This is a genomic window from Actinomadura litoris (genome assembly GCF_009733595.1).
GTDB lineage: Bacteria > Actinomycetota > Actinomycetes > Streptosporangiales > Streptosporangiaceae > Spirillospora > Spirillospora litoris.
The window spans coordinates 233318-256780 of sequence record NZ_WOFH01000001.1 but is presented as its reverse complement, the minus strand read 5'-3'; the positions used below and the strand labels follow the sequence as shown (position 1 = coordinate 256780).

Genomic DNA, 23463 nt, shown 5'->3' with positions numbered 1-23463 from the left:
ATGGCGCTCTGGAGGGGAGACCGCCCGGCGCGGCGGCTCCTAGCGTTTCGTATGGCGGCCCACCGATTCGCTCCACTATCCCTGGGGGAAAGGTGTCACAGTCCAAGAAGCCCGTTCTGACCCGTCGGACCCTGCTCGGCGGCGCCACCGCCGCGGGGGTCGGGGCCGCGTTCGGCTCCGTGCTGCCCGCCCACGCCGACGCGGGAGGCGCATCCCGGCCGAACGCGATCGAGCAGGGGCGGATCGACGCGGTCGCGGCGCGTCTCGACCGCGGCCTGATCGCGTTGCGCGACGACATCCACCGGCACCCGGAGGCCGCGGGCGAGGAGCGGCGCACCGCCGCGCTGGTGGCGGCCCGGCTCCGCGCGGCCGGGCTCTCGGTGCGGCGCGGCGTGGGCGGGACCGGCGTCGTCGGCGTGCTGGACGGCGCGCTCCCCGGCCGCACCGTCGCCTACCGCGCCGACATGGACGCGGTGCCTCCCGGCGACCAGATCGAGGGCGGAGCGGAGGTCGCGCACTGCTGCGGGCACGATCTGCACACCGCGATCGGCGTCGGCGTCGCGCAGGTCCTCGCGCGCCTGCGGGACCGGCTCGGCGGCCGGCTCGTGTTCTTCTTCCAGCCCGGCGAGGAGGCGCTGATGGGCGCCCGCGCGATGATCGACGCCGGGGTGCTGGAGTGGACCCGCCCCGAGGAGATCCACGCGCTGCACTGCGGACCGTTCCCGGTCGGCCGGCTGGCGGTCACGCCGGGGGTGGGGCTGCCGGGGCTCGACCGTCCCACCATCGCGGTGCCGGGGCCGGACGCGGCGGAGCGGGCGCGGCGCCTCGCCGCCGAGATCAACGGGCTCGGCACGGTGGCGTTCCCGGAGACGCACGCCGACTACGAGCGGGTCGTCCGCGAACTGGAGACCCCGGACGGCCCGCTGGCGCGGTTCATCCTGACCAACGCGAGGACCGGCGAGCCGGACGCGGCGGGCCGGGGCACGGTGGAGGTGGCCTACCGCTGCTGGCCCGAGGAACGGTATGTGGAGGTCAGGGAGCAGATCGGCCGGGTCGCCGCAGCCTACGAGGGCGCGCGCGTCGACTTCTCCGCCGACCCGTTCCCGGCGATGGTCTGCCCGGAGAAGGACGCGCTCGCGCTGAACCGGCACCTGCGCGGCACGTTCGGCCCCGGCGCCACCACCGAGCTGCACGCCGCGTTCCCCTTCAACGGCGAGGACTTCGCGCTGTTCCTCGACCGCATGCCCGGCACGTTCACCTTCCTCGGCGTCCGGCGGCCGGGTGCGGACATCACGACCTGCTACCCGCACTTCGGCGGCTTCGACCCGGACCTGCGGGCGATCGGGGTCGGCGTCCGCGCGATGTCGGGCTGGCTCGCCGAACGCCTCCGGGGCTGACCTCTGTGGGCGGGGGGGGGGGGGCGCGGGGCGCCCCCCCCGCCCCCCCCCCCCCCCCCCCCCCCGGGGGGGGGGCGCGGATGGGGGGGGGGGCGGGCGCCGCGCCCCCCCCCCCCCGCCCACCCGTCAGACGCCGAGCCGCTCGGACGCGAGCGCGGTGCCCTCGACCCGCGCGCGGACCTTGGCGAACGCGATCTCGCGGGAGGTGGAGGTGTCGTCGGCGAAGGGCGAGAACCCGCAGTCGTCGCAGGTGCCGAGGCGGTCGGCCGGCAGGTGGCGGGCGGCGGCCAGGACGCGGTCGCGCACCTCCTCGGCGGTCTCCACACGCGGGTCGATCGGGTCGGTCACGCCGACGAAGACCCGCGCGTCGGCGGGCAGGTGCTCGGCGATGACCGCCAGCACCCGCTCGGGGTCGGCCTCGCTGGCGAGCTGGACGTAGAAGTTGCCGGCTTTGAGCTGGAACAGCTTCGGCAGCAGCCCGGCGTAGTCGACGTCGAGGCTGTGCGTGGAGTCCTGGTCGCCGCCCGGGCAGGTGTGCACGCCGATGCGGGCGCGCTCCTCGTCGCCGAACCGCTCCAGCACCCGGTTGTTGAGCGCGACGAAGTCGTCCAGCAGGCCGCCGCTCGGGTCGAGCTTCAGCGAGAGCCGCCCCTCGGTGAAGTCGAGCTGGACGGCGTGCGCGCCCGCGTCCAGGCAGGCCCGGATGTCGGCCTCGGCCTCGGAGGCGAGGTCGTCGAGGAAGTCCTTGGTCGGGTACCCGTCGATGCCGTCGGCGGGGTAGAGCAGGCTCAGCGCGGACGGCGCGATGACCGCCTGCTTGACCGGGACGCTCGCGTGCTCCCGGGCGGCGCGCAGGTAGGTCTCGGCCCGCGCCGCGTAGCGGAACGGTCCCGCCGCCAGCCGGGGGAGCTGCCGGGTGTGGCCGTCGGCGAACGGGATCACGGCGCCGTCGGGGTCGAGCCCGCTCAGGCCCGCGATCGGGTAGGTGAGGAAGCTCGGCTTGGTCTGCTCGCCGTCGGTGACGACCGGGGAGCCGGCCTCCTCAAGGCGCTGGATCGTGTCGGCGACGGCACGGCCGCCGGCCTCGCCGAGTTCGGCGTCGCTGAGACCGCCCTCGGCGTGCGCCTGGACGGCGGCCAGCAGCTCGGCGGGACGGGGAATGCTGCCGATCGGTTCGGTGGGGATGCCCATGCGGTGAAACCTAGGTCACCGGATCGGCCATTTCAATTACGCAGCGTAATTTTCTCGCTACTTGGCCGCATCAGGTCATCGGACGGTCCGGGCCACCGCCCGTGAATGCCATTTGTCCTCAGTATCATTCTGCATCCGCGGCGCGATTCCGCCAGCTTTTACGGGGTGAATTTTCCGGGTTTTCCGGAGTTGCCGGGCCGGTCGCCGCGACCCGGTCGGAGTGGGCGGAGCGGGCGGCCGGCCACCCGTCCCGCGGCGGCGGCGCCTCATGGGCCAGCCCGGCGAGGACGGCCCGCACGAGCCGTTCGGCCTCGGTCTCGACCGCCCGGGGACCGTCCAGCCGGACGAGGCCGTCCATGAGCAGCGTGGCGAGCCCGTGGACGGCGGCCCAGAAGAGGAACTCGGCCCCGGGCCGCGCCGAGGGCGGGAGACCGCCGCCGGCCAGCAGCCGGTCGAGTTCGACGGTGAGCGCGTCGTGCGGGTGCGGCGAGACCGGGCCGACCGCCCCACCGGCGCCGAACGCCAGGCGCGCGACGGCCGGGTCGTCCACGGCCCAGGCGACATAGCCCCGGCCGTAGGCGATGAGGCGTTCCAGCGGGTCGGCCGACGCGGCGTCCGCGTCGAGTGCGAGGCGTTCCCCGAGCCGGGCGAGGACGCGCCCGGAGAGCGCGCCGACGAGCGCGCCGCGCGAGTCGAAGTGGTGGTAGGCGGCGCTGGGGCTGACGCCGACCCGGGCCGACGCCTCGCGCAGTGACCAGCCGTCGGGCCCGCGCTCGCGGACGAGCGCCTCGGCGGCGTCGAGCAGCGCGCCCCTGAGGTCGCCGTGGTGGTAGCGGGCCCTGGCCATGGCGACGATCTTAACACCGTTCAGATATGCGCTACGCTCGGAGGTGTTATCTGAACAGTGCTCAGATTGGAGTCCGCCATGTGCCCCTCGCCGACGCTGCCCGAGCGGTCCGCGCCGCCCCTCGTCCGGGGGGAGCCGGCCGAGGTCGCGCCCGGGGTGTTCGTGATCGCGGATCGCCGGGTGCCGATCGTCCCCAACGTGGGCGTCGTCCTCGGCGATGACGCCGCGCTGGTCGTCGACACCGGCATCGGGCCCCGCAACGGCGCCTACGTCCTGGAGCGGGCGAGGCGGCTGGCGGGAGATCGGCCGCTCTACCTGACCCTCACCCACTTCCACCCCGAGCACGGGTTCGGCGCGCAGGCGTTCAAGGGCGAGGCGACGATCGTCTACAACCGCGCCCAGCGGGACGAGCTGCACCGCAAGGGCGCCGGGTATGTCGAGATGTTCCGGGGGCTCGGGCCGGCCGTCGCGGCCGAGCTCGAAGGCGTGCGGCTCGTCGACCCCGACGTGGTCCACACCGGCGAGGCGGAGATCGACCTCGGCGGGCGGAGCGTCCTGCTGCGCGAGGTCGGCCCGGCGCACACCGTCGGTGACCAGGTCGTCCTCGTGGACGGCGGGACGCTGTTCGGCGGCGACCTGCTGGAGACCCGCATGTTCCCGATCGCGCCGTTCTTCCCGCCGCACGACACCGACGTCGAGCCGGGCCGGTGGATCGGCGTGCTCGACGACCTCCTCGCCCTCGGCCCCGAGGTCGTCGTCCCCGGCCACGGCGAGGTGGGCGGCACGGAGGTCATCAAGGACGTGCGCGACTACCTCGACCACGTCCGGGGCGAGGCGGCGCGGCTGCGCGCGGGCGGCGTCCCCGTCGAGGAGGCGGTCGAGGCGGTCGGCGCGGACGCCCGCGGGCGCTGGGACACCTGGGACCACGGGGAGTACATCGGCCTCACCGTCCGCGCCTTCTACCGCTGAGCCCCGGCCGCCCGTCCTTCCCAGTGATCGTGAAGGTCGGTACGGTCGAGGCGGAGGTGCATGGTGGCGAGTCTGGTGGTGCGGAACGCTCTCCTGCTCGACGTGGAGTCGGGGGAGTACCGGGAAGGCGACCTGCTGTCGGTGGACGGCCGGATCGCGGAGAGCGGACCGGGCCTGCGGGCCCCGGCCGAGGCCGAGACGCTGGAGGCCGGCGGCGCGGTGGTGCTGCCCGGCCTGATCGACGCGCACGTCCATGTCGCCGCCGCGACGGCGGACATGGCCGAGCTGGCGGTCTGGCCGCCGTCCTACACCGCCGCGCACGCCGCGCGGATCATGGCGGGGATGCTTGAGCGCGGGTTCACCACCGTCCGGGACGTCTCGGGCGCCGACTTCGGCCTCGCCGACGCGCAGGCCGAGGGGCTGATCCGGGGGCCGCGGCTGGCGTTCTGCGGGCACGCGCTCAGCCAGACCGGCGGGCACGGCGACATGCGCGGACGCGGCGACGACACCCCCGCCGAGCTGAAGTGCTGCCTCGGCTCGGACCGGGTCGCCGACGGGGTGGACGGCGTGCGCGTCGCCGCCCGCGACGAGCTGCGCAAGGGCGCCGACCACATCAAGGTGAACGCCGCCGGGGGGATCGCCTCCCCCACCGACCGCATCGACTCCACCCAGTACTCGATGGAGGAGCTGCGCGCGATCGTGGAGGAGGCGGAGGCGGCGAACCGGTACGTCGCCGCGCACGCCTACACCGCGCGGGCGGTGAACCGGGCGCTGGAGGCCGGCGTCCGCAGCATCGAGCACGGCAACTACATCGACGACCGCAGCGTCGAGCTGTTCCTCGAACGCGGCGCGTTCCTCGTGCCGACGCTCGCGACCTACTGGGCGATGGAGCGGGAGGGCGCCGCCTACGGGCTGCCCGAGGTCAGCCGCCGCAAGGCCGCGGGCGTGCTGGAGGCCGGGATGGAGGCGCTCGACCGGGCCCGGCGCGGCGGCGTGGCGATCGCGTTCGGCACCGACCTGCTCGGCCCCGCGCACCGCTACCAGAACGAGGAGTTCCGGATCCGCGCGAAGGTCCAGGAGCCGATCGAGATCATCCGGTCGGCGACCTCCACCGCCGCCGAGCTGCTGCGCAGGACCGGCGAGATCGGCACGCTGCGGGACGGCGCGCTCGCCGACCTGGTCGTGCTGGACGGCGACCCGCTGGCCGACATCACCGTCCTCGCCGACCCCGCCAACGTCCGGCACGTCGTCCAGGGCGGGAAGGTCCGCTAGAACACCCGCCCCGGGGTCACGATCGCGAGCCGCGCCCCGACCGGGTCGTTCATCACCGCGAACCGCGCGGTCGGGACGTCGCTCGGCGGGACGCGCAGCCGCGCCCCCAGCTCGACCGCGCGCTCGGCGGCGGCGTCGCAGTCGGCGACGGTGAAGTAGGGCATCCAGTGCGTGGGGTGGTCGGCGGGCCAGAACTCGTCCATCGGGATCATGCCCGCGACCGGCCGCTCGTCGACGTGGCAGACGTAGTAGCCGGAGCGGTAGTAGGGGCGCTCGACGGTCGTCCAGCCGAAGACCTCGCCGTAGAAGCGCTCGGCCTCCACGATGTCGGGCGTGACCAGCTCCACCCACGAGAGCGCGGACGGCTCGTCCCACAGGGCCGCGCCGTGGAACTCATACGGCTCCCAGACGCCGAAGTCGGCGCCGCGCGTGTCGGCGAACTGGGCGATGCGGCCGAGGTGGGCGACCTGGTAGGGCTCGGCCTGCTCCTGCCCGCCCGCGGCGGCCACGGCGCGCACGGCCGCCTCGGCGTCGCGGGAGGAGAAGTAGCACGTCCAACTCGGCTCCTCGGTGCTGTCGAGGAGCGTCTGCATGGCCGCCACCTCGGGCCCCTGGACGCCGCCGAGCGTGAACACCTCGTAGTCGCCGAACGCCTCGACGGCCAGCGTGTAGGAGGACCATCCGAACAGCCCGCGGTAGAACTCCTTGGACGCCTGGACGTCGGGGCTGGCCAGGTCGACCCAGCAGGGCGCCCCGGTGGCGTACCGGGTCACCTCGGCCATCGGCGCCCCTGGAGATCGGGCGTGGACACCGCAGTACACATGCGCCCCACGCTACGGGCGGTTCCGCAATCGCAATGGCGGCGGGCGTGAGGGGACTCTTCAAGTCCATGCCAATACCTCGTATTGTCGCCGCCCGACTTGCACGCGTTGCGCCATTGGTGGGACCCGTGCACGGAGTCGTCCTGAGTGACGGGTGTGAACGCTCGCCTGTGACAGTGTGTGACCGGCGCCGAACGCAGGCCGAATTGGCGTGGTCCTGCTGATCGTCTCCGTGCTGAGCGCCCGCTCAATACCATCGGCATACCCTTGGAACAAAACCTTTCAGGTTCCGTGTACGACCCTTGTTCGTGGGTCATAATTACGTCACCGTAAAGGGCAGGGATATGAATCGCTAACCCAAGGGGGCAGGCGTTGTCCACGCAGGGCGATCCGGCGGTACGTGAGGCACTGGCCTTGAAGGAGGTGACCGACCGCCTGCGGCGGTCGTTCGGCGACACCTACAGCGACGGTCAGGTCACCGAGACGGTGAGCGCCGTCCTCCACCGCTTCGACGACAGACCCATCCGCGACTTCGTCCCGATCCTCGTCGAGCGCATGGCCCGCGAGCGGCTCGGCGCCGCCGACTCGCTCGGCTCGGCCGACACGCTCTGATCCGCCCCTAGCCGGGGGCGAGCCGGTAGACGCGGACCACGCGGTCGTCGGTCCCGTAGACCTGCCGCCAACCGGGCCCGGCCCAGACCGGATTGCGCAGCATGGTCTGGGCCGACACCCGGCAGAGCGCGCACACCCGCCCGGTCTCGGCGTCGAACACCACGAGCAGGTCCCCCGGGCGGGGCCGCTCGCCGTCCGGCGGCACGGTCCGGATCCGTCCCGGCCACGCCTGCCCGCCGAAGGCGCCGTCCTGGTAGACCTTGAGCACCCGCCTCGTGTGCTTGTCGGTCCACACGCGCGTGTCGGGCCCCTGGTCGTTGTCGCGCATCCAGGACCGCAGGGACTCCAGTTGCGTCCCGCCGCCCGCCCTGGTCGCGGGCCCCGCCCACCACGAGTGCGTGGCGGGGCCGACGCTGACCGCGGCGACGGCGAGGACCGCGGCGGCGGGCAGCGCGGCCGCCGCCGCCACCCGCGCCCGTCCGCGCCGGGGGATCCGTCCGGCCAGGGCGGCCGCCGCGATCCAGACCAGGCCGACGCCGCCGAGGACGAACGCCGGGAAGACGGGGAACCAGTACCGGATCAGTTGCAGCCGCAGCTTGGGCGCGCTCGGGTCGAGGACGCCGCCGAGCAGCGTGAGCGGCAGCCACAGCGACGCGCAGGCCGCCACGAGCACGAGGATCCGCCGCATCCGCAGCAGCCCGCCCAGCAGGGTCAGGCCGATCAGGATCTTCAGGACGCGCCCCTCCGGGTAGGCGCGCAGCGTGTGGGGCAGCCGCAGCACGTACGTCATCCGGGACTTGTCGCGGTAGGACGCGGCGACGCTCGGCGTGGACGGCCGCTGCCCGTGCCCGAGGATCGCCTGCGCCCGCGCGAACGGGTCGCCGTAGAGCCGCCAGCACAGCGCGAGCTCGGCGAGCCCGATGAGGGCGACGGGGGCCGCGACCCACAGCAGGCCGGTCCAGCGCGTCCGGCGGAACAGCACGGCCACGACGACCGGCCACATGAACACGACGAACTCGCGGGCCAGGTAGGACCAGCCGAGCAGCGCCCCCACGGCCAGCAGCGCCCCCGGGCCAGGCGCGTCCGGGCGCCGCCGCAGCCACACCGCGAGCGCCAGCGCGCACACGAACAGCCCGGCCGCGAACACGTCCGGCAGCAGGTCGGTGGAGTCGATGGCGACCGGCGTGGCCGCGACGACGATCAGGGCGGCCGCGACCCCGGCCGGGCGCGCGAACAGCAGCGTGCCGAGCGCGTAGGTGCCGAGCAGCAGCGTCAGCGTCGCGAGGATCGGCACCGTCGCGTACGCGGCCTGCGAGTACCCGAACACCATGATCGCCAGCCGCACCGGGACGATCAGCCCGAACCGCGTCACCTGGTGCATCTCGGTGGTGGCCTCGACCCGGTGCGGGAAGCGGTCCGCCGCCAGCATGTAGTTGAGCTGGTCGGACGGCACGGGCGTGCGCAGGTTGAGGATCAGGACCGCGAGCCAGGCCAGCCCGAGGAGCCCCGGCACGAGCCAGGGTGAGTCCGTCCAGCGGCGGGCCGGCGAGTCCGGCGGGTCGGCGCGCCGGGACGCGGTGTCGGTCAAGCCCACGGGCACGTGGGCTATCTCCCCGCACCCGCCCGACATCTCGGTGTCCGGGTGGTGATCAGCGGATGAATTCCCCCAGGCCAGCGCCCTGATCGCCTCGGAATATCACCCGATCTCACCACTTACCGGACGGTCGTCCGGAGCGGTCCAACTGCTCAGCAGCGCCAGCGCCTCGGCGGTCGGGGAGCCCGGCTCGACGTTGTAGACGCACAGCGTCTGGTCGGGGTCGCCGGGAGGCTGGAGCGACTCGTAGGAGAAGTGCAGCTCGCCGACGAGGGGATGGCGGTAGCCCTTGCCGCCGTGCGTGCGCCGGAGCACGCGGTGGTCGCCCCACCAGTCGGAGAACTCGGGGCACCGCAGCATCAGCTCGCCCACGAGGTCGGCGAGCCGCCGGGCGGGCGTCGGGCGCGCCAGCAGGTCGAGGAGGTGCTCACCGGGCTGATGAACGTGATCGGCGCGTTCACCCCGCAGCTCGTCGAGGCCGCCGCCGCGTACGGCACCGCCGACCTGATCAACACCTCGTCGATCGCGGCGAGCGACATCTTCCCGAACTTCGCCGTGTACTCCGCGACGAAGGCCAACGTCTCGCACCTCTCGCGGCATCTGCGGGTCGAGCTGGGCGCGCAGGACGTGCGGGTGTCGGCGCTGGAGCCCGGCATCGTCGGGACCGAGTCGCAGGGCCACGTCACCGACGAGGGCGCCCGCGCGTGGCTGGAGGGCTCCAAGGAGGACATCGAGTGGCTCACGCCGCGCGACGTCGCCGAGACCGTCGGGTTCATCGCCGCGCTCCCGCCGCGCGCCAACCTCCAGCAGGTCACGATCATGCCGACGCGCCAGCCGAGCCGACCTCGGCCTCTCCCCGACCCTGTACCGTCCGTGGGCAGGGATCACGGCGGGCGTCCAGGGGAGCGGGATGAGCATCGGCGGGCCGCTGCGGCGGGTGATGGGCGGGCGCGACCCGGGCGAGGAGCACCGGGTCTCGACGCCGCTGGAGCTGCTGTTCGACCTGACGTTCGTGGTCGCCGTCTCGCAGGCGGCGTCCCAGCTCCACCACGCCCTGGCCGAGGACGACCTCGGTCCGGGGCTGGCGGGGTACGCGGCGGTGTTCTTCGCGATCTGGTGGGCGTGGATGAACTTCACGTGGTTCGCGTCCGCCTACGACACCGACGACGTGCTCTACCGGCTGCTGACGCTCGTCCAGATGGGCGGGGTGCTGGTGCTCGCGTCCGGGGTGGAGGACGCGTTCGACGGCGACTTCGCGCTCGTCGTGGCCGGATACGTCATCATGCGGGTCGCGCTGATCGCGCAGTGGCTGCGCGCGGCCGCCGAGCATCCCGCCGGACGTCCGGGCGCGTTCCGGTACGCGGCGGGCGTCGCCGTGGTCCAGGCCGGGTGGATCGCCCGGCTCTGGGCCGCGGGCGTGTGGGAGCCGGTCACCTTCGTCGCGCTGGTGGCCGCCGAGCTGGCCGTCCCGGCGTGGGCGGAGGCCCGGGGCAACCCCACCAACTGGCATCCCGGCCACATCGCCGAACGCTACGGGCTGTTCACGATCATCGTGCTGGGCGAGGTCATCCTCGGCACGCAGTCGGCCGTGCGCGCGGCGGTGACCGACCGCGGGCTGTCGGCGCCCGTGCTGCTGATCGCGATCGGCGGGCTGCTGCTGGTGTTCGCGCTCTGGTGGATCTACTTCACCGGCGCCGACGGCGGGCTCACCACGCTGCGGACGGCGCTGACCTGGGGTTACGGGCACTACTTCGTGTTCGCGTCGCTGGCCGCGCTCGGCGCCGGGCTGGAGGCGGCGCTGGAGACCACCGAGCACCACGCGCACCTCACCGAGCGGGGGGCGGGCCTGGCGGTCGCCGTCCCGGTCGTGGTGGTGCTGGCCGTCCTCGGCCTGCTGCACCGGCTGACCGGCACCGGCGCCGTCGGGCACGGGCCGCTGGTCGCGGGCGGCGCGCTGGCCGTGCTCGCCCTCGGCTTCAGCCCGCCGGTGCTCGGGCTCGGCGGCGCCGTGCTCGGCATGGGCCTCGCGGTCGCGCTGACGCTCGCCGCCAACATCGCCGTGCTGCGCCGCCGGACGGGCGGTCAGGGGGCCGCGCGCGGGGCGACGAGCCCGGTGTCGTAGGCGAGGATCACCGCCTGGACGCGGCTGCGGAGCTGGAACTTCTCGAAGATGTTCGCGATGTGCGTCTTGATCGTCGCCTCGCTGACCGTGAGGTGCTCGGCGATCTCGGCGTTGGACAGGCCGCTCGCCATCGCGCGCAGCACGTCCAGCTCGCGGGCGGTGAGCGCGTCCAGGGCCGGAGGCGCCGCCGCCTCCTGCACCCGCTGCTCCTGCTCGGGGATGCGGGCGAAGCGGTCCAGCAGCCTGCGGGTCACGCGCGGGGCGAGGATGGCCTCGCCGGTCGCGACGGTCCTGATCGCCGCGACGAGGGAGTCGGCCGGGCCGTCCTTCACCAGGAAGCCGCTGGCCCCGGCGCGCAGCGCGTCCAGCACGTGGGCGTCGAGGTCGAAGGTGGTCAGGATGATGACCTTGCTCTCGGGGCCGGAGCGCGCGATGAGCCGGGTGGCCTCCACCCCGTCCAGCCTCGGCATGCGGATGTCCATGAGGACGATGTCGGGCCGCAGTTCGGCGGTGTCGCGCACGGCGGCCATGCCGTCCGCGGACTCGCCGACCACCTCGATGTCCGGCTCGGTCTCCAGGATGAGCCGGAAACCGGTGCGGATCATCGGCTGGTCATCGACCAGCAGAACACGGATCGGCGGCATCGAGGGTTCCTTCGTGGGCGGCCGCGGGCAGGGGGATGGTGGCGTGCACGCAGAACCCGCCTCCGGGGCGTGGACCGGTCTCCAGTATCCCGCCGACGGCGGCGATCCGCTCGGCCATCCCGACGAGTCCGTGGCCTGTTGTCCGGGACCCCTCGTCCGCGATCAATTCCCGTTCGCGGCGCTCCCCCTCGTCGCAGATTCGCAGGTTCAGGCGGCGCGGAGCCTCCAGCCAGGAGACGGTCAGCCTGCTCTCGGTGGGCCCCGCGTGCTTGAGCGTGTTGGTGAACGCCTCCTGGACGACGCGGTAGGCGGCCAGCTCGGTCCCGGCGGGCAGCGGGACGGGGGTCCCGCTCGCCCGGTACTCGACCCGCAGGCCCGCGGCGCGCATCGACTCGACCAGGTCGGGGAGGGCCGCGATGGTGGGCTGCGGCGGCTGCGGGCACTGGCCGGACCCGGGGTCGCCGTCGTCGTCGGTCCGCAGGACGTCGAGCAGCCGCCGCAGCTCGGCGACCGTCGCCCGGCCCGTCTCCTCGATCGTGCGGTGCAGCTCGTGCGTCTTGGCGTGGTCGCGCTCCTGCATCCGGTCGGCGGCGATCGTCTGCACCACCATCAGGCTGACGTTGTGGGCGACGATGTCGTGCAGCTCGCGGGCGATGCGCGTCCGCTCGTGCGCGACGGCCTCGCGGGCGACCGCCGTCTGCTCGCGGGCGACGGCCGCGGCGCGCCGCACCGCCTCCTGCCCGACGAGGCGGCGCGCGACGAACAGCGTCCCGACCGTCCAGGCACCGAAGAGCAGCAACGAGAGCACGGCCGAGGTCCCGACCCAGTACGCGCGGTTGAGCAGCGCCTCGGTGACGACCACCGCCGTGACCAGGACGAGGAGGAACCAGGTGGCGCGGGGCGCCCGCAGCACGGTCAGGAACACCGCGATCGTGAGCCCCATGTAGGGGGCGCCGACGGCGGGGCCGCCCCACCGGCCCATCATCGGGTAGATGTAGTCGCCCCCCTGGAGGATCAGGGTGGCGACGCACATGGCGGTGAGCACCGGCACCGGGCGGAGGCGGTGGAAGGCCATCGGCACGCCGGCGATCAGCAGGAGCAGCACCCCCCACGTGTCCGTCGGCCGTAACTCCTCCTCGCCGGGCGCCTTCCCGCCGAGGGTGACGAGGCTGCCCGCGAGGATGATCACGGCGAGCGCGACGTCGACGGCCAGGGGCGGGAGGCGGCGCCGCACGATCGCGTCGAAGAGGCCCATGGCTCCGACGGTAGCGTCCCGGTCCTTTCGAGCGCCCTAGTCCTTTTGTGGGAGGGAGGCGGACTCCTCGTCTTTTCGGACCCTGAACGGAGCCTCCCAACATCCTCTCCGCGGGCGACGAATCCCGCCTTCCGCGCTCATAACGTTCATTGTCATGAACGGGGAGAGGCCACCGGCACTCGCTCGCAGGGCAGGTGATCATGCAGACATGTGAACCGGACATCGACGGCGGGCCCGGCGTCCGCCCGATCAGGCGGCTGTACGGGCGAGAGTCCGAGACGGCCGCCCTCACCTCGGCGCTGGACGCCGTCGCCGTGGGCAGACCGCGGATGCTGTCGCTCGAAGGCGCGGCCGGCCTCGGCCGGAGCGCGCTGCTGGCCGCCGTCCGCGACGACGCCCGGCGGCGCGGCTGGAGGGTGCTGAACGCGCGCGCCACGATCCTGGAGACCGCCAACGACTTCGGCGTGCTGCGGCAGGTGCTCGCCGGCCTGCCGGCGCTGCCGGACGGGCGGTCCGCCGCCTCGCTCGCCGCGCGCGGCGGGGACGCCTCGCCGTTCGAGGTCTTCGAACGGGTGTCGGACCACCTGTGCGAGTTCGTGGGGGGCGGCCCGTCCCTGATCACGCTGGACGACGTGCAGTGGTGCGACGCGCTGACGCTGCGCTGGCTCGCCCACCTCGCGCACCGCAGCGCCGGGGCGCTCGCGATCGTCCTCGCCCGCACGGCCGGCGAGGGCGGCGAGCGGCGGCTGCTGGTGGACGAGCTGGTCGCGGCGAGCGAGCGGCAGACGCTGCGGCCGCTGACGCCCCCGCAGGTCAGGCAGTGGATCATCGACGTGCTGGGCGCCCGCCCCGACGAGGCGTTCCTGGAGCGCTGCCACCGGGCCACGCGGGGCAACGCGGCGCTGCTGGCCTCGCTGCTGCCCGCGCTCGCGGTGCGGTCGGTCCCGCCGGTGCGGGCCTCGGCCGCCTCGATCGAGAGCGTGGGCGTGATGGCGGGCCGCCGCATGCTGCCCTGGATCATGCGGGGCGGGCCCGAGGCGCTGGCCGTCGCGCAGGCGGTGGTCGTGCTCGGCGACGACGGCGAGCCGGTGCTGGTCGCCAAGCTCGCGGGCCTGGAGCTGGAGGAGGCCGCCGCCGCGCTCGACCGGCTGATCGAGCTCGGGATCCTGTCCGACAGCACGCCGCTGCGCTACGTCCATCCGCTGGTGCGGGCGGCCGTGGACGCGCAGATCTCCACCGGCCTGCGGACCTCGCAGCGGCTGCGCGCGGCCCGCATGGTCCGCGACCACCACCCCGATCCGGGCCGGGCGGCCGACCACCTGATGGCCGTCGAGATGCTCGGCGAGCCGTGGGCGCTCGACACGCTCCGCGCCGCCGCCGCGGACGCGCTGGAGGGCGGCCTGCCGCACCGCGCGCTCGGCTACCTGCGCCGCGCGCTCGCCGAGCCGGTGACCGGACCCGTCCGCGCGGAGCTGCTGGCCGACATCGGCGCGGCGGAGATCGGCGCGGACGTCCCCGGCGGGGAGCGGACGCTCATCCAGGCGCTCGCGCTGGCGGACGACCCGTCCCTGCGCGCCCGGATCGGCGCCGAGCTGGCCCGCCTGCACGCGGACGCCGGGCGCCCGCTCGGCACCGCGCTGAAGGTCGTCGAGGAGGTGCGGGCGCTGGTGCCGCCCGAGCGCGGCGAGGTGGTGGTCGAGGTGGAGCTGGGCGCGTTCGCCGCGTACGCGGCCTCCGCCGACGCCGACGAGTTCGTCGAGCGGCGCCTGCCCGCCCTGGCGGCCCTCGCCGCCGGGGACGCCCGGCTGGGCGCGCTGACCGGCGTGGCCGCCGCCTGGACCGACACCCGGCACGGGCGGGCGCGGGCCGGGAGCGTGCGGCGCGCCCTGGCCGCGGTGCGGGTCGCCGACCCGCGCCGGACGTGGGAGGCGCGGCTCGCGATACTGGCGCACGCCGTCCTCCTCGCCGCCGACCAGGACGGCATCCCCTGTGACCCCGACGACATGGGCGGCCACTCCACCCGCTGCCAGACCGCGCCTGGGGGCCCGCAGCTCACCGCCTACGTGCGCGGATGCCTCCTGCACGGCCGCGGCGCGCTCCGCGAGGCCGAGGCGCGGTTCGTGGTGGCGCTGGACGCCCCGCTCGACGTCGGCGCGGCCGCGGCGGCGCGGCTGGCGCGCGTCCTGACCGACCTCGGCGACCTGGACGCCGCCGACCGGGTGCTGCGCGACCACGCCCCGCCGCCGCAGGCGCAGCCCGCCTGGGCCGCCGCCGTGTTCGCCTTCGCGAAGGCGTCGCTGGCCATGGCCCGCGACCAGAACGAGGACGCGCTGGAGGGCTTCCTGGAGACGGGCGAGACGCTGCGCCCGCTCGGCATCGACAACCCCGCGCTGTCGGCGTGGCGGTCGCGGGCCGCGCGGTGCGGCGCCGCGCTCGGCGACACGCGGGCGGCGGAGTCCCTGGCCGCCGAGGAGGTCGCGCTGGCCCGCCGGTGGGGCGCGCCGCGTCCGCTGAGCGCCGCGCTCGCCGCGTTCGGCGTGGTCGCCGCCGACCCGGACGCGGCGCGCGAGGCCGTCGCCGTCCTCGACGGGCTGGACGCCGGGCTCCTCCGCGCGGCGGCGCTCATCGACCTCGGCGCCGTGCTGCTGCGCGGGGGCGACGCCGAGCAGGCCCACGAGCGCCTCCAGGACGGGTTCGCGCTGGCGCACGAGATCAACGCCCGGCCGCTGTCGCTGCGCGCGGCCCGCCACCTGCGCCGCGCGGGCGGCAAGCCCGACCTCGGGCGGCTCAGCGGCGTCACCGCGCTCACCGCGCAGGAGCGCGCCGCCGCCGACCGCGCCGCCGCCGGCGCCACCAACCGCCAGATCGCCGAGGAGATGGTGCTGACCCAGCGCACCGTGGAGCAGTACCTCACCAGCGCCTACCGCAAGCTCGGCATCAGCGGGCGGCGCCAGCTCGCCGCCGCCCTGTCCGCCTGAGTCCGCCTGAGTCCGCCTGAACCCCGCCCTGTCCGCCCGAACGCCCCGCCCCGTGGAGTGGTCATGACGCATGTCGTCGTCCCCCAAGCCCTGATCGACCGGCGCAGCCCGGTCCGGCTCATCGTCAGCGGGGGCGGCGGCGGCGACCACACCTTCCCGGCCGTCGCGGTCGTCCGGGCGGCGCGGACCGCGTTCCGCCACCACGGCCTGGAGCTCCAGCCGTTCTGGGTGGGCGCCGAGCGCGACGTCGAGGCCAAGGTCGCGGCGGAGGAGGGCGTGCCGTTCACCGCGATCCCCACCGGCGGGACGCGGCGCGCCCGCAACCGGCTCTGCCGGGTGTCGGCCGCCGTCGGCCGGGCGCCCATGGCGGTGACCGAGGCGGTCAACCTCGTCCGGGGGATCCGGCCCGACGCCGTGCTGTGCACCGGCGGGTACGCCTCGGTGCCGGTCGGGCTGGCGGCGCGGTTCTGCCACCGGCCGCTGCTCGTCCACGAGCAGGGGGTGCGGGTGGGGCTCGCCAACCGGATCACGATGCGCGGGGCGTCGCGCGTCGCGCTCGGCACCGAGCCGACCATGGACCTGCTGCCCGAGCGGCTGCGGGGGCGGGCGGTGGTGACCGGCAACCCGCTGCGCCCGGGCCTCGCCGGCGGCGACGCGGGCTCCGCGCCGGCGCGGCTCCGCTGGGACGGCTGGACGCCCTCGCTCCCGACCGTCTACGTCACCGGCGGCGCGATCGGGGCGCGCCGGCTCAACGAGCTGGTCACCGCGATCCTGCCCGAGCTGCTGCGCTACGCCAACGTGTTCCACCAGGCGGGCGCCGAGCTGCTCGGGCCGGTGCTGGCGGCGGCCGAGGCGCTGCCGCCCGAGCTGCGCCCCCGCTACCTCGCGCGCGGGTTCGTCGGCGAGGAGCTGGCCGACCTGCTCGCGCTCGCCGACGTCGCGGTGTCGCGCGGCGGCTGCCGGACGGTCGGCGAGCTGACCGCGCTCGGGAAGCCGTCGGTGCTCGTCCTGCCCGCCCGCGCCCCCGGGGACGAGCGGCGCCGCCACGCCGAGCACCTCGCCGCGCACGGCGCCGCCCGCGTGCTGGCCGGGGACGAGGCGACGCCCGCCCGGCTCGTGCGGGAGCTGGCGCTGCTGCTGACCGACCCGCTGCGCCGCTCGGAGATGTCGGCGATGGCGCGCCGCCTCGGCCGGCCCGGCGCCGCCGCCGCGCTGACCAACGAGGTCCTCGCCCTCTGCGCGGCGGCGCCGTGACCTGGCGCGGGGCCCGGGACTGCCCGGTGCGCGGGGGCGGAGACCCCGGTCGGTCCGGGCCGAATGCCCGGTATCCCGGTGTGTTCGGGGCGTTTTACGATCTGGCGCTAAGGGGTGGCGCCGGGGCCGGACGGGAGATCATGCAGGCATTCATGGGCCTCCGGAGGGGGGAGTACCGTCCCGCCGTCGGCGGGGTCGAGCGGGACGGTACCTGGAGGCCGGACCCGTCCGCGGCGGTCGCCGAGGCCGCCGCGGACGGGGCCGGTGCGCATCGCGGGTCAGCGCGGCCGGTGCCGTGATCCCGCTGACCCTCCACGAGATCGCGCTGGCGGTCGGCGGAACGGTGCACGGCGCCCCCGCCCCCGGTCCCACCGTCACCGGGCCCGTCGTCATCGACGTGCGGGACGTCACCCCCGGCGCGCTGTTCGTCGCCGTCGCCGGGGAGCGCGGCGACGGGCACGACCTCGCCGCGCGCGCCTACGCCTTCGGCGCGTGCGCGGTGCTCGGCACCCGCGCCGTCGAGGGGCCGTGCGTCGTCGTGGACGAGGTGGTCTCCGCGCTGACCGACCTCGCCATGTTCGTCCGCGACATGCTGGACCTCGTCGTCATCGGCGTCACCGGCTCGGTCGGCAAGACCACGACCAAGGACCTGCTCGCCCAGATCCTCGAACGCGAGGCGCCGACCGTCGCCACCGCCGGCTCCGACGGCAACGAGATCGGGCTGCCGCTGACGATCCTGCGCGCCGACCGGTGGACGCGCTACCTCGTCCTGGAGATGGGGGCCGCCCGCCAGGGCGACATCACCCACCTCGCGTGGGTGGCGCGCCCGCAGTTCGGACTGGTGCTGAACATCGGGCCCGCGCACCTGCTCACGCTCGGCGGGATCATCGGCGTCGCGCGGGCGAAGGCCGAGCTGGTGCGGGCGCTGCCCCCGGCGGGGGAGGGCGGGCTGGCCTTCCTCAACGCCGACGACGCGGCCGTGGCGTCGATGGCGGGCGCGACGTCGGCGGGCGTCGTGTCCTACGGCCGCGACGCCGAGGCGTCCGTCCGGGCGGGCGGCGTCACGGTCGACGGCGAGGGCCGCGCGTCGTTCATCCTGCACACCCCGTCGGGCGCGGCGGCCGTGCGGCTCGGGCTGCCCGGCGAGCACCAGGTCGGCAACGCGCTGGCCGCCGCGAGCGTCGCCGACGTCCTCGGCGTCACGACCCGCCGGATCGCGGCGCGGCTGAGCGCCGCCGCCCCGCGCTCGCCGAACCGGTTCCAGCTCGTCGAGCGCGCCGACGGCATCACGGTCATCGACGACGCCTGCCACGCCAACCCCGTCTCCATGCGCGCCGCGCTGCGCACGCTGGCGACGATGTCGGCCGGACGCCGGACGATCGCCGTCCTCGGCGAGATGACCGGCCAGGCCGGGGACGCGGCGCGGCACCACGCCGCCGTCGGCAGGCTGGCCGCCGAACTGGGCGTCGCGATCCTCGTCGTGGTCGGGACCGGCGAGGGCCCCGACGCCCTGTCCGAGGCCGCCCGCCGGGCGGGCGTGGCCACCCACGCGCTGCCGCGCCGCCGGGAGGCGGTGGCCCTGCTGCGGAGCCTGCTGCGCCCGGCCGACGTCGTCCTGGTGAAGGCGTCGGGCGAGATCGGCCTGTCCGCGGTCGCGACCGCGCTGTGGAACCCGCGCTCCTAGCGGGGGACCGCGGTCAGTACACCGCGACGCCGAAGGCGCTGAGGATGGGGCCGACCGGCAGGAAATAGGACGAGCCGCCGCCGGCGCAACTACCGGACCTGCCGATTTCGAGCCCGACCGCCCTGGTGTCGGCGAAGTAGGGCGCGCCCGGGAGTTCGCCCGGGCACACGGTCGCCTGCGCCACGCCGTTGATCACGCCGTCGGGGAGGTTGATGGTCAGGTTGGTCGCCGTGACGGGCCCGCAGACCAGGTGGTTGACGGGGCCGCTGCGGCAGACCCGCTGGCCGGCGGCCGGGGCCCCGGCCGTCACGATCTCCTGCGTGCCGGGGTAGGTGTGGACGGTGCCGGGCCGCTGCGTCTTCGGGTCCACGTACTGGACGAGGGCGATCTTGTAGTTGGTGACCGCGGCGACCGTGCCGAGCGGGACGGTCAGCGCCGGGTCGGCGTAGATCCGCAGGCCGGCCTGCGCGCAGCCGCCCGCGGTGAGGAAGTAGTAGGTGCCGCTCCTGACCACGTTGAACCCGAGGGCGCAGCGCACGCCGTTGGCCGCGTAGATCGCCCGCCCGCCCTCGGACGGCGGCGGGGCGGTGGCCGCGGCCGTGCCGGGGACGAGCAGGCTCATGACGGTCGCGACGCACGCGAAGATCACACGAATGCGGGCTCTCACGGGGGCCTCCTGCCGGGGGGCTGACTTTCCGGAATAGTGCGGAAAAGCGCGGCCACCGGCAAGGGGGGGAAGTGCCAATGTTGGTCACCGCCTTGTATCAACATCAGGTGATCGCCAATTTTCGGTCAACGTGGGCGCATGCCGTTTCCACGTGTCGTAATAAGTCGAGCCGCGCGCTTACTGATCTTCGTCTCGGGTGAAGACGCAGGTGGACCTGCAATTCGGTGAATTTGAGGGCGGCATGGCAAAAGTGAGGCGCGAGCACAACGGGCACGACCGGGCGGCGGGCCCGGAGGTGGTGTCCTCGCAGGAGTACGCGGTCGAGCAGCACTACGACGCGAGCGGGCGCAGTTTCGGCGGCGCGAGCTGCGGCGGGCCCGCCGAGGGCCTGGAGCAGCACGTGTGCATGGGCCTGAACGCGTGCAACGCCTTCGACGTCGACGGCGGCGCCGTCATGGCCGGAACCGGGAACTGCGCGACCGTCCGCCATGTCTGCCACGGCGAGGGGCAGTGCCGCGGCCAGGGCGGCTGCGGCTACGCCGGAGGCGACGACCAGCAGTGGCGCCCCGGGGAGCAGGCGTGCCGGTTCAACGGGAGCTGCGCGAGCCCGCTCAACGTCAGCCGCGTGTTCAGCGCCGGGCCGATGAAGGGCAGGAGCGTGTGGTTGCAGGCCCGGCGGCTCATGGAGGACCGGATGTACCGGGCGGGCCTCGCCTACGGCCCGTCCCCGGGCGACGGGATCCCCGACGACCTGCTGCCCGAGTACGACGTCGACGACGGCGAGGACCTGGTGGGCCCGGTGGGGCGGCGCGGCGCCGCGTCCGGGGACGGCGCCCGCCGCAAGACCGCCGGGAAGGCCCGGAAGGCCGCGCCGAGGAAGGCGCGGTGACCTGGGCGGACACCGCCGCGGACACCGCAACGGGCACCCCAGCGGGCACCGCCGCGGGCATGCCGGGGTTCGGGATCGGGCTGCGCGGGCCGCACATGGACCACGTCCGGCGGCACCGCCCGGACGTCGGCTTCTTCGAGGTGGTCTCGGAGAACTTCATGGACTGCGCCGGCGGCCGCCGCCGCGCCCTGGAGGCGATCGCCGAGCACTACCCGATCGCGCTGCACGGGGTCTCGCTGTCGATCGGCGGCACCGACCCGCTCGACCTCGGCTACCTGGCGCGGCTGCGCGGGCTGGCCGCGGCGGTGCGGGCGCCGCTGGTGTCCGACCACGTCTGCTGGACGGGGGTCATGGGCCGCAACACCCACGACCTGCTTCCGCTCCCCTTCACCGAGGCGGTGCTGGCGCACGTGGTGGAACGCGTCCGGATCGCGCAGGAGTTCCTCGGCCGCAGGCTGGTGCTGGAGAACCCGAGCACCTATGTCGGGTTCACCGCGTCCGCGATGCCCGAGCAGGAGTTCATGACCCGGCTGGCCGAGGAGGCCGACTGCGGGCTGCTGCTGGACGTCAACAACGTCTACGTCTCGGCGGCCAACCACGACTTCGACCCGGTCGACTATCTCGACGCGCTGCCGATGGAGCGCGTCGAGCAGATCCATCTGGCCGGGCACGCCGATCACGGGACGCATCTCATCGACACCCACGACCGCCCGGTCTCCGACGCCGTCTGGGATCTCTACCGGCTCGTGACCGAGCGCGCCGGGCCGATTCCCACGCTGCTGGAATGGGACGACCGGCTGCCGGAGTTCCCCGTCCTTGAGGCCGAACTCGGCAAGGCCAGGCTCGCCGCCGCCGGACGCGACCCGGTCTCGGCGCTCCAGGGCGTACCGGATGCCTGAACCGGTGGCGGGGCTGGCCGGGACCCAGCGGTGGATGCAGGCCGCCATTCTCGGCGATGGCGCGGCCGACGGCGTCGAAAGGACTCTCACGGCGTCGTCGTCGCTGACCGCGCGGGAGCGGCTCGGGATCTACCGGCGCGGCTACCGGCTCCGGCTGCTGGAGAACATGCGCGGCCTGCACCCCGGGCTGACGCGGCTGCTCGGCGAGGAGATGTTCGACCGGTTCGCCCTCGACTACCTCGACGCGCGCCCGTCCCGGACGTACACGCTCACCCGGCTCGACGAGGGGTTCGCCGACCACCTGGAGGCGACCAGGCCGGACGGCGCGGCGCACCGCGAGCAGTGGCCGGACCTGATCATCGACCTGGCCCGGCTGGAGCGGATCATCACGGAGGTCGTCGAGGGCCCCGGCACCGAGGGCGGGCCCGTCCTGCGCCCGGACGACCTCCCGGCGGCCCTCGACCTCTCGCGGGGCTGCGACCTGCGTCTGGAGACGGCGCCGTGCCTGCGGTTGCCGACGTTCGCCTTCCCCGTCAACGAGTACCTGGCGGCCGTCCGGCGCGGCGAGGACCCGGAGCCGCCCGCGCCGCGTCCGGTCGCGCTGGCGGTGAGCCGCCGCGACTACCGGGTCACGATGCGCGAGCTCGACCCCGCCGCGCACCGGGCGCTGCGGGCGCTGGCCGGGGGCGCGGCGGTCGGCGCGGTCCTCGCGGACCCGTCCGCCGAGGCGCTCCGCCGCTGGGCCGGACTCGGCTACTTCACCCGCGCCCACCGCGCACCCGAACACCTTGAGGAGAGGGCGAGACGATGACCACCACCACGACCCGGACGAAGGCGCGCAAGCCCGCGTCCAAGGCGAAGGCCAAGACACAGCCCAAGACGCAACCCAAGACGCAGGCCAAGACGCAGGCCAAGACGCAGCCCAGGACGAAGGCGCGCGCCGCGCGGAAGGCGGGCGACCGGCTGGTGCGGACGAGACCGATCCGCCAGCTCGACCCGGCGGCGGGGATCCGGACCGTGGACGACCTGGCCGACCACCTGTACGTCGCCGCGCAGGTGGAGCTGTCCACGATCCCGATGTACCTGTTCTCCGCGTACTCGATCCGGACGCGCGGGCACTCGCAGTGGGCGGCGCCGCGGGGCGTGCTGCGCACGCTGGTCGGGATCTCGATCGAGGAGATGCTGCACCTGGCGCTCGTGCGCAACCTGATGGTCGCCATCGGGTACGGCGAGGACATCTCCTTCTACGACGAGGAGTTCATCCCGTCGTATCCGAGCACGATGCTGAACCGCTACAACCCCGACGACCCGGACGGCCCGGAGATCATCCTCAGCCTGGACCGGCTCTCCAAGGAGCACGTCGGCACCTTCCGCCGGGTCGAGATGCCCGACGACATCGACCTCGGCGCGGAGACGTTCGCGCGGCACCCGCGGGACGTCGGCCAGTACACGAGCCTGGGCGAGTTCTACCGCGCGATCGAGCAGGGGTTCATCGACCTGGAGGACGAGATCGAGTGGGCGGTGGAGGACGCGCGCAAGCAGTACAAGCGCGGGTTCTGGAACGAGTTCGGCAACGGCAAGCCGATCCGCGTCCACGACCTCGCCACCGCCCGGCAGGCGCTGCGGATCATCATCGAGCAGGGCGAGGGCACGATCACCGACCACAAGAAGATCGAGATCAGGCCGGGCGTCGAGGACTACACCCACTACGAGAAGTTCGTCCGCGTCCAGGAGGGCATCGAGGGCATCGGCGCGGTCGACGGCGGCCCCGAGCACCGGATCGACATCGACGACCCGGAGGCGACCTGGCCCGTCGTCGCCGACCCGCTGGTGGCCGACTTCGACGACCAGCCCGGCGTCCAGAGCCTGATGACGCTGTTCAACGCGGCCTACTGCTACACGCTGTGCCTGCTGGACGAGACCTACGCGCATTCCACCGACGACGTGAGGACGAAGAAGGTCCCGGGAACCGACCGCGAGGAGATGTTCAGCCACCGGTACCGGCTCGAACGCAACGACGTCGCGGTGATGCAAGGGATCCTCTACCCCATCGCGCAGGCGCTGGTCACGACGCCGATTCCGGACGGCCCCTACAAGGGGCGGCACGCGGCGCCCTCGTTCGAGTTCTACGACTTCGACGCGGACAAGCAGGAGCGCACCAAGAAGGAGCAGCTCATCGACCTGTGCGCGGAGGCCATCGAGCATTTCCCCGTTCTCGGCGGCCCGGACGGCGTCGAACGGCAGATCCGGCTTCTCGTCGACATCTGACATCCGGGGGTTGCGCCTACCGATGAGGTGGGGCCAGGCCCACTGACCGCATCCCGCGCCGTCCCTACGTTGGTGGTCATTCGCGATCTGAGGAGTCCGG

Annotated in this window: 20 protein-coding genes and 1 pseudogene; 13 read left to right on the top strand and 8 right to left on the bottom strand. The window is 74.4% G+C overall.

Annotated elements, in window-relative coordinates:
- Positions 1–92 precede the first annotated feature (92 nt).
- Complete coding sequence (locus GNZ18_RS01180) at positions 93–1397, top strand: M20 metallopeptidase family protein (RefSeq protein ID WP_214616327.1); 1305 nt, start codon at positions 93–95, stop codon at positions 1395–1397.
- A gap of 126 nt (positions 1398–1523) precedes the next feature.
- Here the strand turns inward: GNZ18_RS01180 and GNZ18_RS01175 are convergent, their stop codons facing one another.
- Both GNZ18_RS01175 and GNZ18_RS01170 read right to left on the bottom strand, forming a co-directional pair.
- Positions 1524–2588 carry a cobalamin-independent methionine synthase II family protein gene (locus tag GNZ18_RS01175; RefSeq protein WP_156214192.1) on the bottom strand — a complete coding sequence of 355 codons (1065 nt, stop codon included), beginning with the start codon at positions 2586–2588 and terminating at the stop codon, positions 1524–1526.
- A gap of 124 nt (positions 2589–2712) precedes the next feature.
- A complete protein-coding gene (locus GNZ18_RS01170) occupies positions 2713–3435 on the bottom strand; it encodes a TetR/AcrR family transcriptional regulator (RefSeq protein ID WP_156214191.1) in 723 nt (240 codons plus the stop codon).
- A gap of 57 nt (positions 3436–3492) precedes the next feature.
- On the opposite strand from GNZ18_RS01170, the gene GNZ18_RS01165 reads away from it, so the two are divergent.
- Complete coding sequence (locus tag GNZ18_RS01165) at positions 3493–4404, top strand: MBL fold metallo-hydrolase (RefSeq protein WP_216651114.1); 912 nt, start codon at positions 3493–3495, stop codon at positions 4402–4404.
- A 60-nt stretch (positions 4405–4464) separates the two neighbouring features.
- Complete coding sequence (locus GNZ18_RS01160) at positions 4465–5676, top strand: metal-dependent hydrolase family protein (RefSeq protein WP_156214190.1); 1212 nt, start codon at positions 4465–4467, stop codon at positions 5674–5676.
- Here GNZ18_RS01160 and GNZ18_RS01155 read toward each other — a convergent pair.
- Positions 5673–6458 (bottom strand): VOC family protein, encoded by a 786-nt coding sequence (locus GNZ18_RS01155; protein ID WP_156214189.1) that lies wholly within the window; start codon positions 6456–6458, stop codon positions 5673–5675. The genes GNZ18_RS01160 and GNZ18_RS01155 overlap by 4 nt on opposite strands.
- A gap of 411 nt (positions 6459–6869) precedes the next feature.
- Between GNZ18_RS01155 and GNZ18_RS01150 the strand changes: the two genes are divergently transcribed.
- On the top strand, positions 6870–7109 hold the full coding sequence (locus GNZ18_RS01150) for a three-helix bundle dimerization domain-containing protein (RefSeq protein WP_376766254.1): 240 nt from the start codon (positions 6870–6872) through the stop codon (positions 7107–7109).
- A 7-nt stretch (positions 7110–7116) separates the two neighbouring features.
- On the opposite strand, the gene GNZ18_RS01145 is transcribed toward GNZ18_RS01150, so the two are convergent.
- Positions 7117–8709 carry a glycosyltransferase family 39 protein gene (locus GNZ18_RS01145; RefSeq protein WP_173390591.1) on the bottom strand — a complete coding sequence of 531 codons (1593 nt, stop codon included), beginning with the start codon at positions 8707–8709 and terminating at the stop codon, positions 7117–7119.
- Positions 8710–8805: 96 nt separating this feature from the next.
- The gene (locus GNZ18_RS01140; RefSeq protein ID WP_312874239.1) at positions 8806–9075 is read right to left on the bottom strand and encodes an MmyB family transcriptional regulator; all 270 of its coding nucleotides are present in this window, start codon (positions 9073–9075) and stop codon (positions 8806–8808) included.
- On the opposite strand from GNZ18_RS01140, the pseudogene GNZ18_RS43500 reads away from it, so the two are divergent.
- Positions 8980–9423: pseudogene (locus GNZ18_RS43500) on the top strand (SDR family oxidoreductase); the annotation flags it as partial. The gene GNZ18_RS01140 and the pseudogene GNZ18_RS43500 sit on opposite strands and share 96 nt — an antisense overlap.
- A gap of 190 nt (positions 9424–9613) precedes the next feature.
- Positions 9614–10825, top strand: coding sequence for a low temperature requirement protein A (locus GNZ18_RS01130; protein ID WP_156214186.1), 1212 nt, complete (start codon positions 9614–9616; stop codon positions 10823–10825).
- Here the strand turns inward: GNZ18_RS01130 and GNZ18_RS01125 are convergent.
- Both GNZ18_RS01125 and GNZ18_RS01120 read right to left on the bottom strand, forming a co-directional pair.
- Positions 10786–11469, bottom strand: a complete 684-nt coding sequence (locus tag GNZ18_RS01125) for a response regulator (RefSeq protein WP_156214185.1) — start codon at positions 11467–11469, stop codon at positions 10786–10788. The genes GNZ18_RS01130 and GNZ18_RS01125 overlap by 40 nt on opposite strands.
- Positions 11438–12724, bottom strand: coding sequence for a sensor histidine kinase (locus GNZ18_RS01120; protein ID WP_156214184.1), 1287 nt, complete (start codon positions 12722–12724; stop codon positions 11438–11440). Before GNZ18_RS01120 ends, GNZ18_RS01125 begins: the two co-directional genes overlap by 32 nt.
- Before the next feature lie 200 nt (positions 12725–12924).
- Here GNZ18_RS01120 and GNZ18_RS01115 point away from each other — a divergent pair, with 200 nt between their 5' ends.
- From GNZ18_RS01115 to GNZ18_RS01105, 3 genes are all read left to right on the top strand, one after another.
- Positions 12925–15702, top strand: a complete 2778-nt coding sequence (locus GNZ18_RS01115) for an AAA family ATPase (RefSeq protein ID WP_156214183.1) — start codon at positions 12925–12927, stop codon at positions 15700–15702.
- 63 nt (positions 15703–15765) lie between these two features.
- Positions 15766–16956, top strand: a complete 1191-nt coding sequence (locus GNZ18_RS01110) for a UDP-N-acetylglucosamine--N-acetylmuramyl-(pentapeptide) pyrophosphoryl-undecaprenol N-acetylglucosamine transferase (protein ID WP_156214182.1) — start codon at positions 15766–15768, stop codon at positions 16954–16956.
- 295 nt (positions 16957–17251) lie between these two features.
- Entirely contained in the window at positions 17252–18640 is a 1389-nt protein-coding gene (locus tag GNZ18_RS01105) for a UDP-N-acetylmuramoyl-tripeptide--D-alanyl-D-alanine ligase (protein WP_312874238.1), read from the top strand.
- Between the two features lie 13 nt (positions 18641–18653).
- On the opposite strand, the gene GNZ18_RS01100 is transcribed toward GNZ18_RS01105, so the two are convergent.
- Positions 18654–19307, bottom strand: coding sequence for a S1 family peptidase (locus GNZ18_RS01100; protein WP_156214180.1), 654 nt, complete (start codon positions 19305–19307; stop codon positions 18654–18656).
- Positions 19308–19503: 196 nt separating this feature from the next.
- Here GNZ18_RS01100 and GNZ18_RS01095 point away from each other — a divergent pair, with 196 nt between their 5' ends.
- From GNZ18_RS01095 to GNZ18_RS01080, 4 genes are read left to right on the top strand one after another with little or no spacing between them, the layout of a single operon-like run.
- On the top strand, positions 19504–20196 hold the full coding sequence (locus GNZ18_RS01095; RefSeq protein WP_156214179.1) for a hypothetical protein: 693 nt from the start codon (positions 19504–19506) through the stop codon (positions 20194–20196).
- The gene (bufB, locus tag GNZ18_RS01090; RefSeq protein WP_308165886.1) at positions 20193–21095 is read left to right on the top strand and encodes an MNIO family bufferin maturase; all 903 of its coding nucleotides are present in this window, start codon (positions 20193–20195) and stop codon (positions 21093–21095) included. The genes GNZ18_RS01095 and bufB overlap by 4 nt, the downstream gene beginning before the upstream one ends.
- Positions 21088–21906: an HvfC/BufC N-terminal domain-containing protein gene (locus tag GNZ18_RS01085; RefSeq protein WP_156214178.1), complete on the top strand. Its 819-nt coding sequence runs from the start codon at positions 21088–21090 to the stop codon at positions 21904–21906. The genes bufB and GNZ18_RS01085 overlap by 8 nt, the downstream gene beginning before the upstream one ends.
- Positions 21903–23363 (top strand): ferritin-like domain-containing protein, encoded by a 1461-nt coding sequence (locus GNZ18_RS01080; RefSeq protein ID WP_156214177.1) that lies wholly within the window; start codon positions 21903–21905, stop codon positions 23361–23363. The genes GNZ18_RS01085 and GNZ18_RS01080 overlap by 4 nt, the downstream gene beginning before the upstream one ends.
- Positions 23364–23463 lie beyond the last annotated feature (100 nt).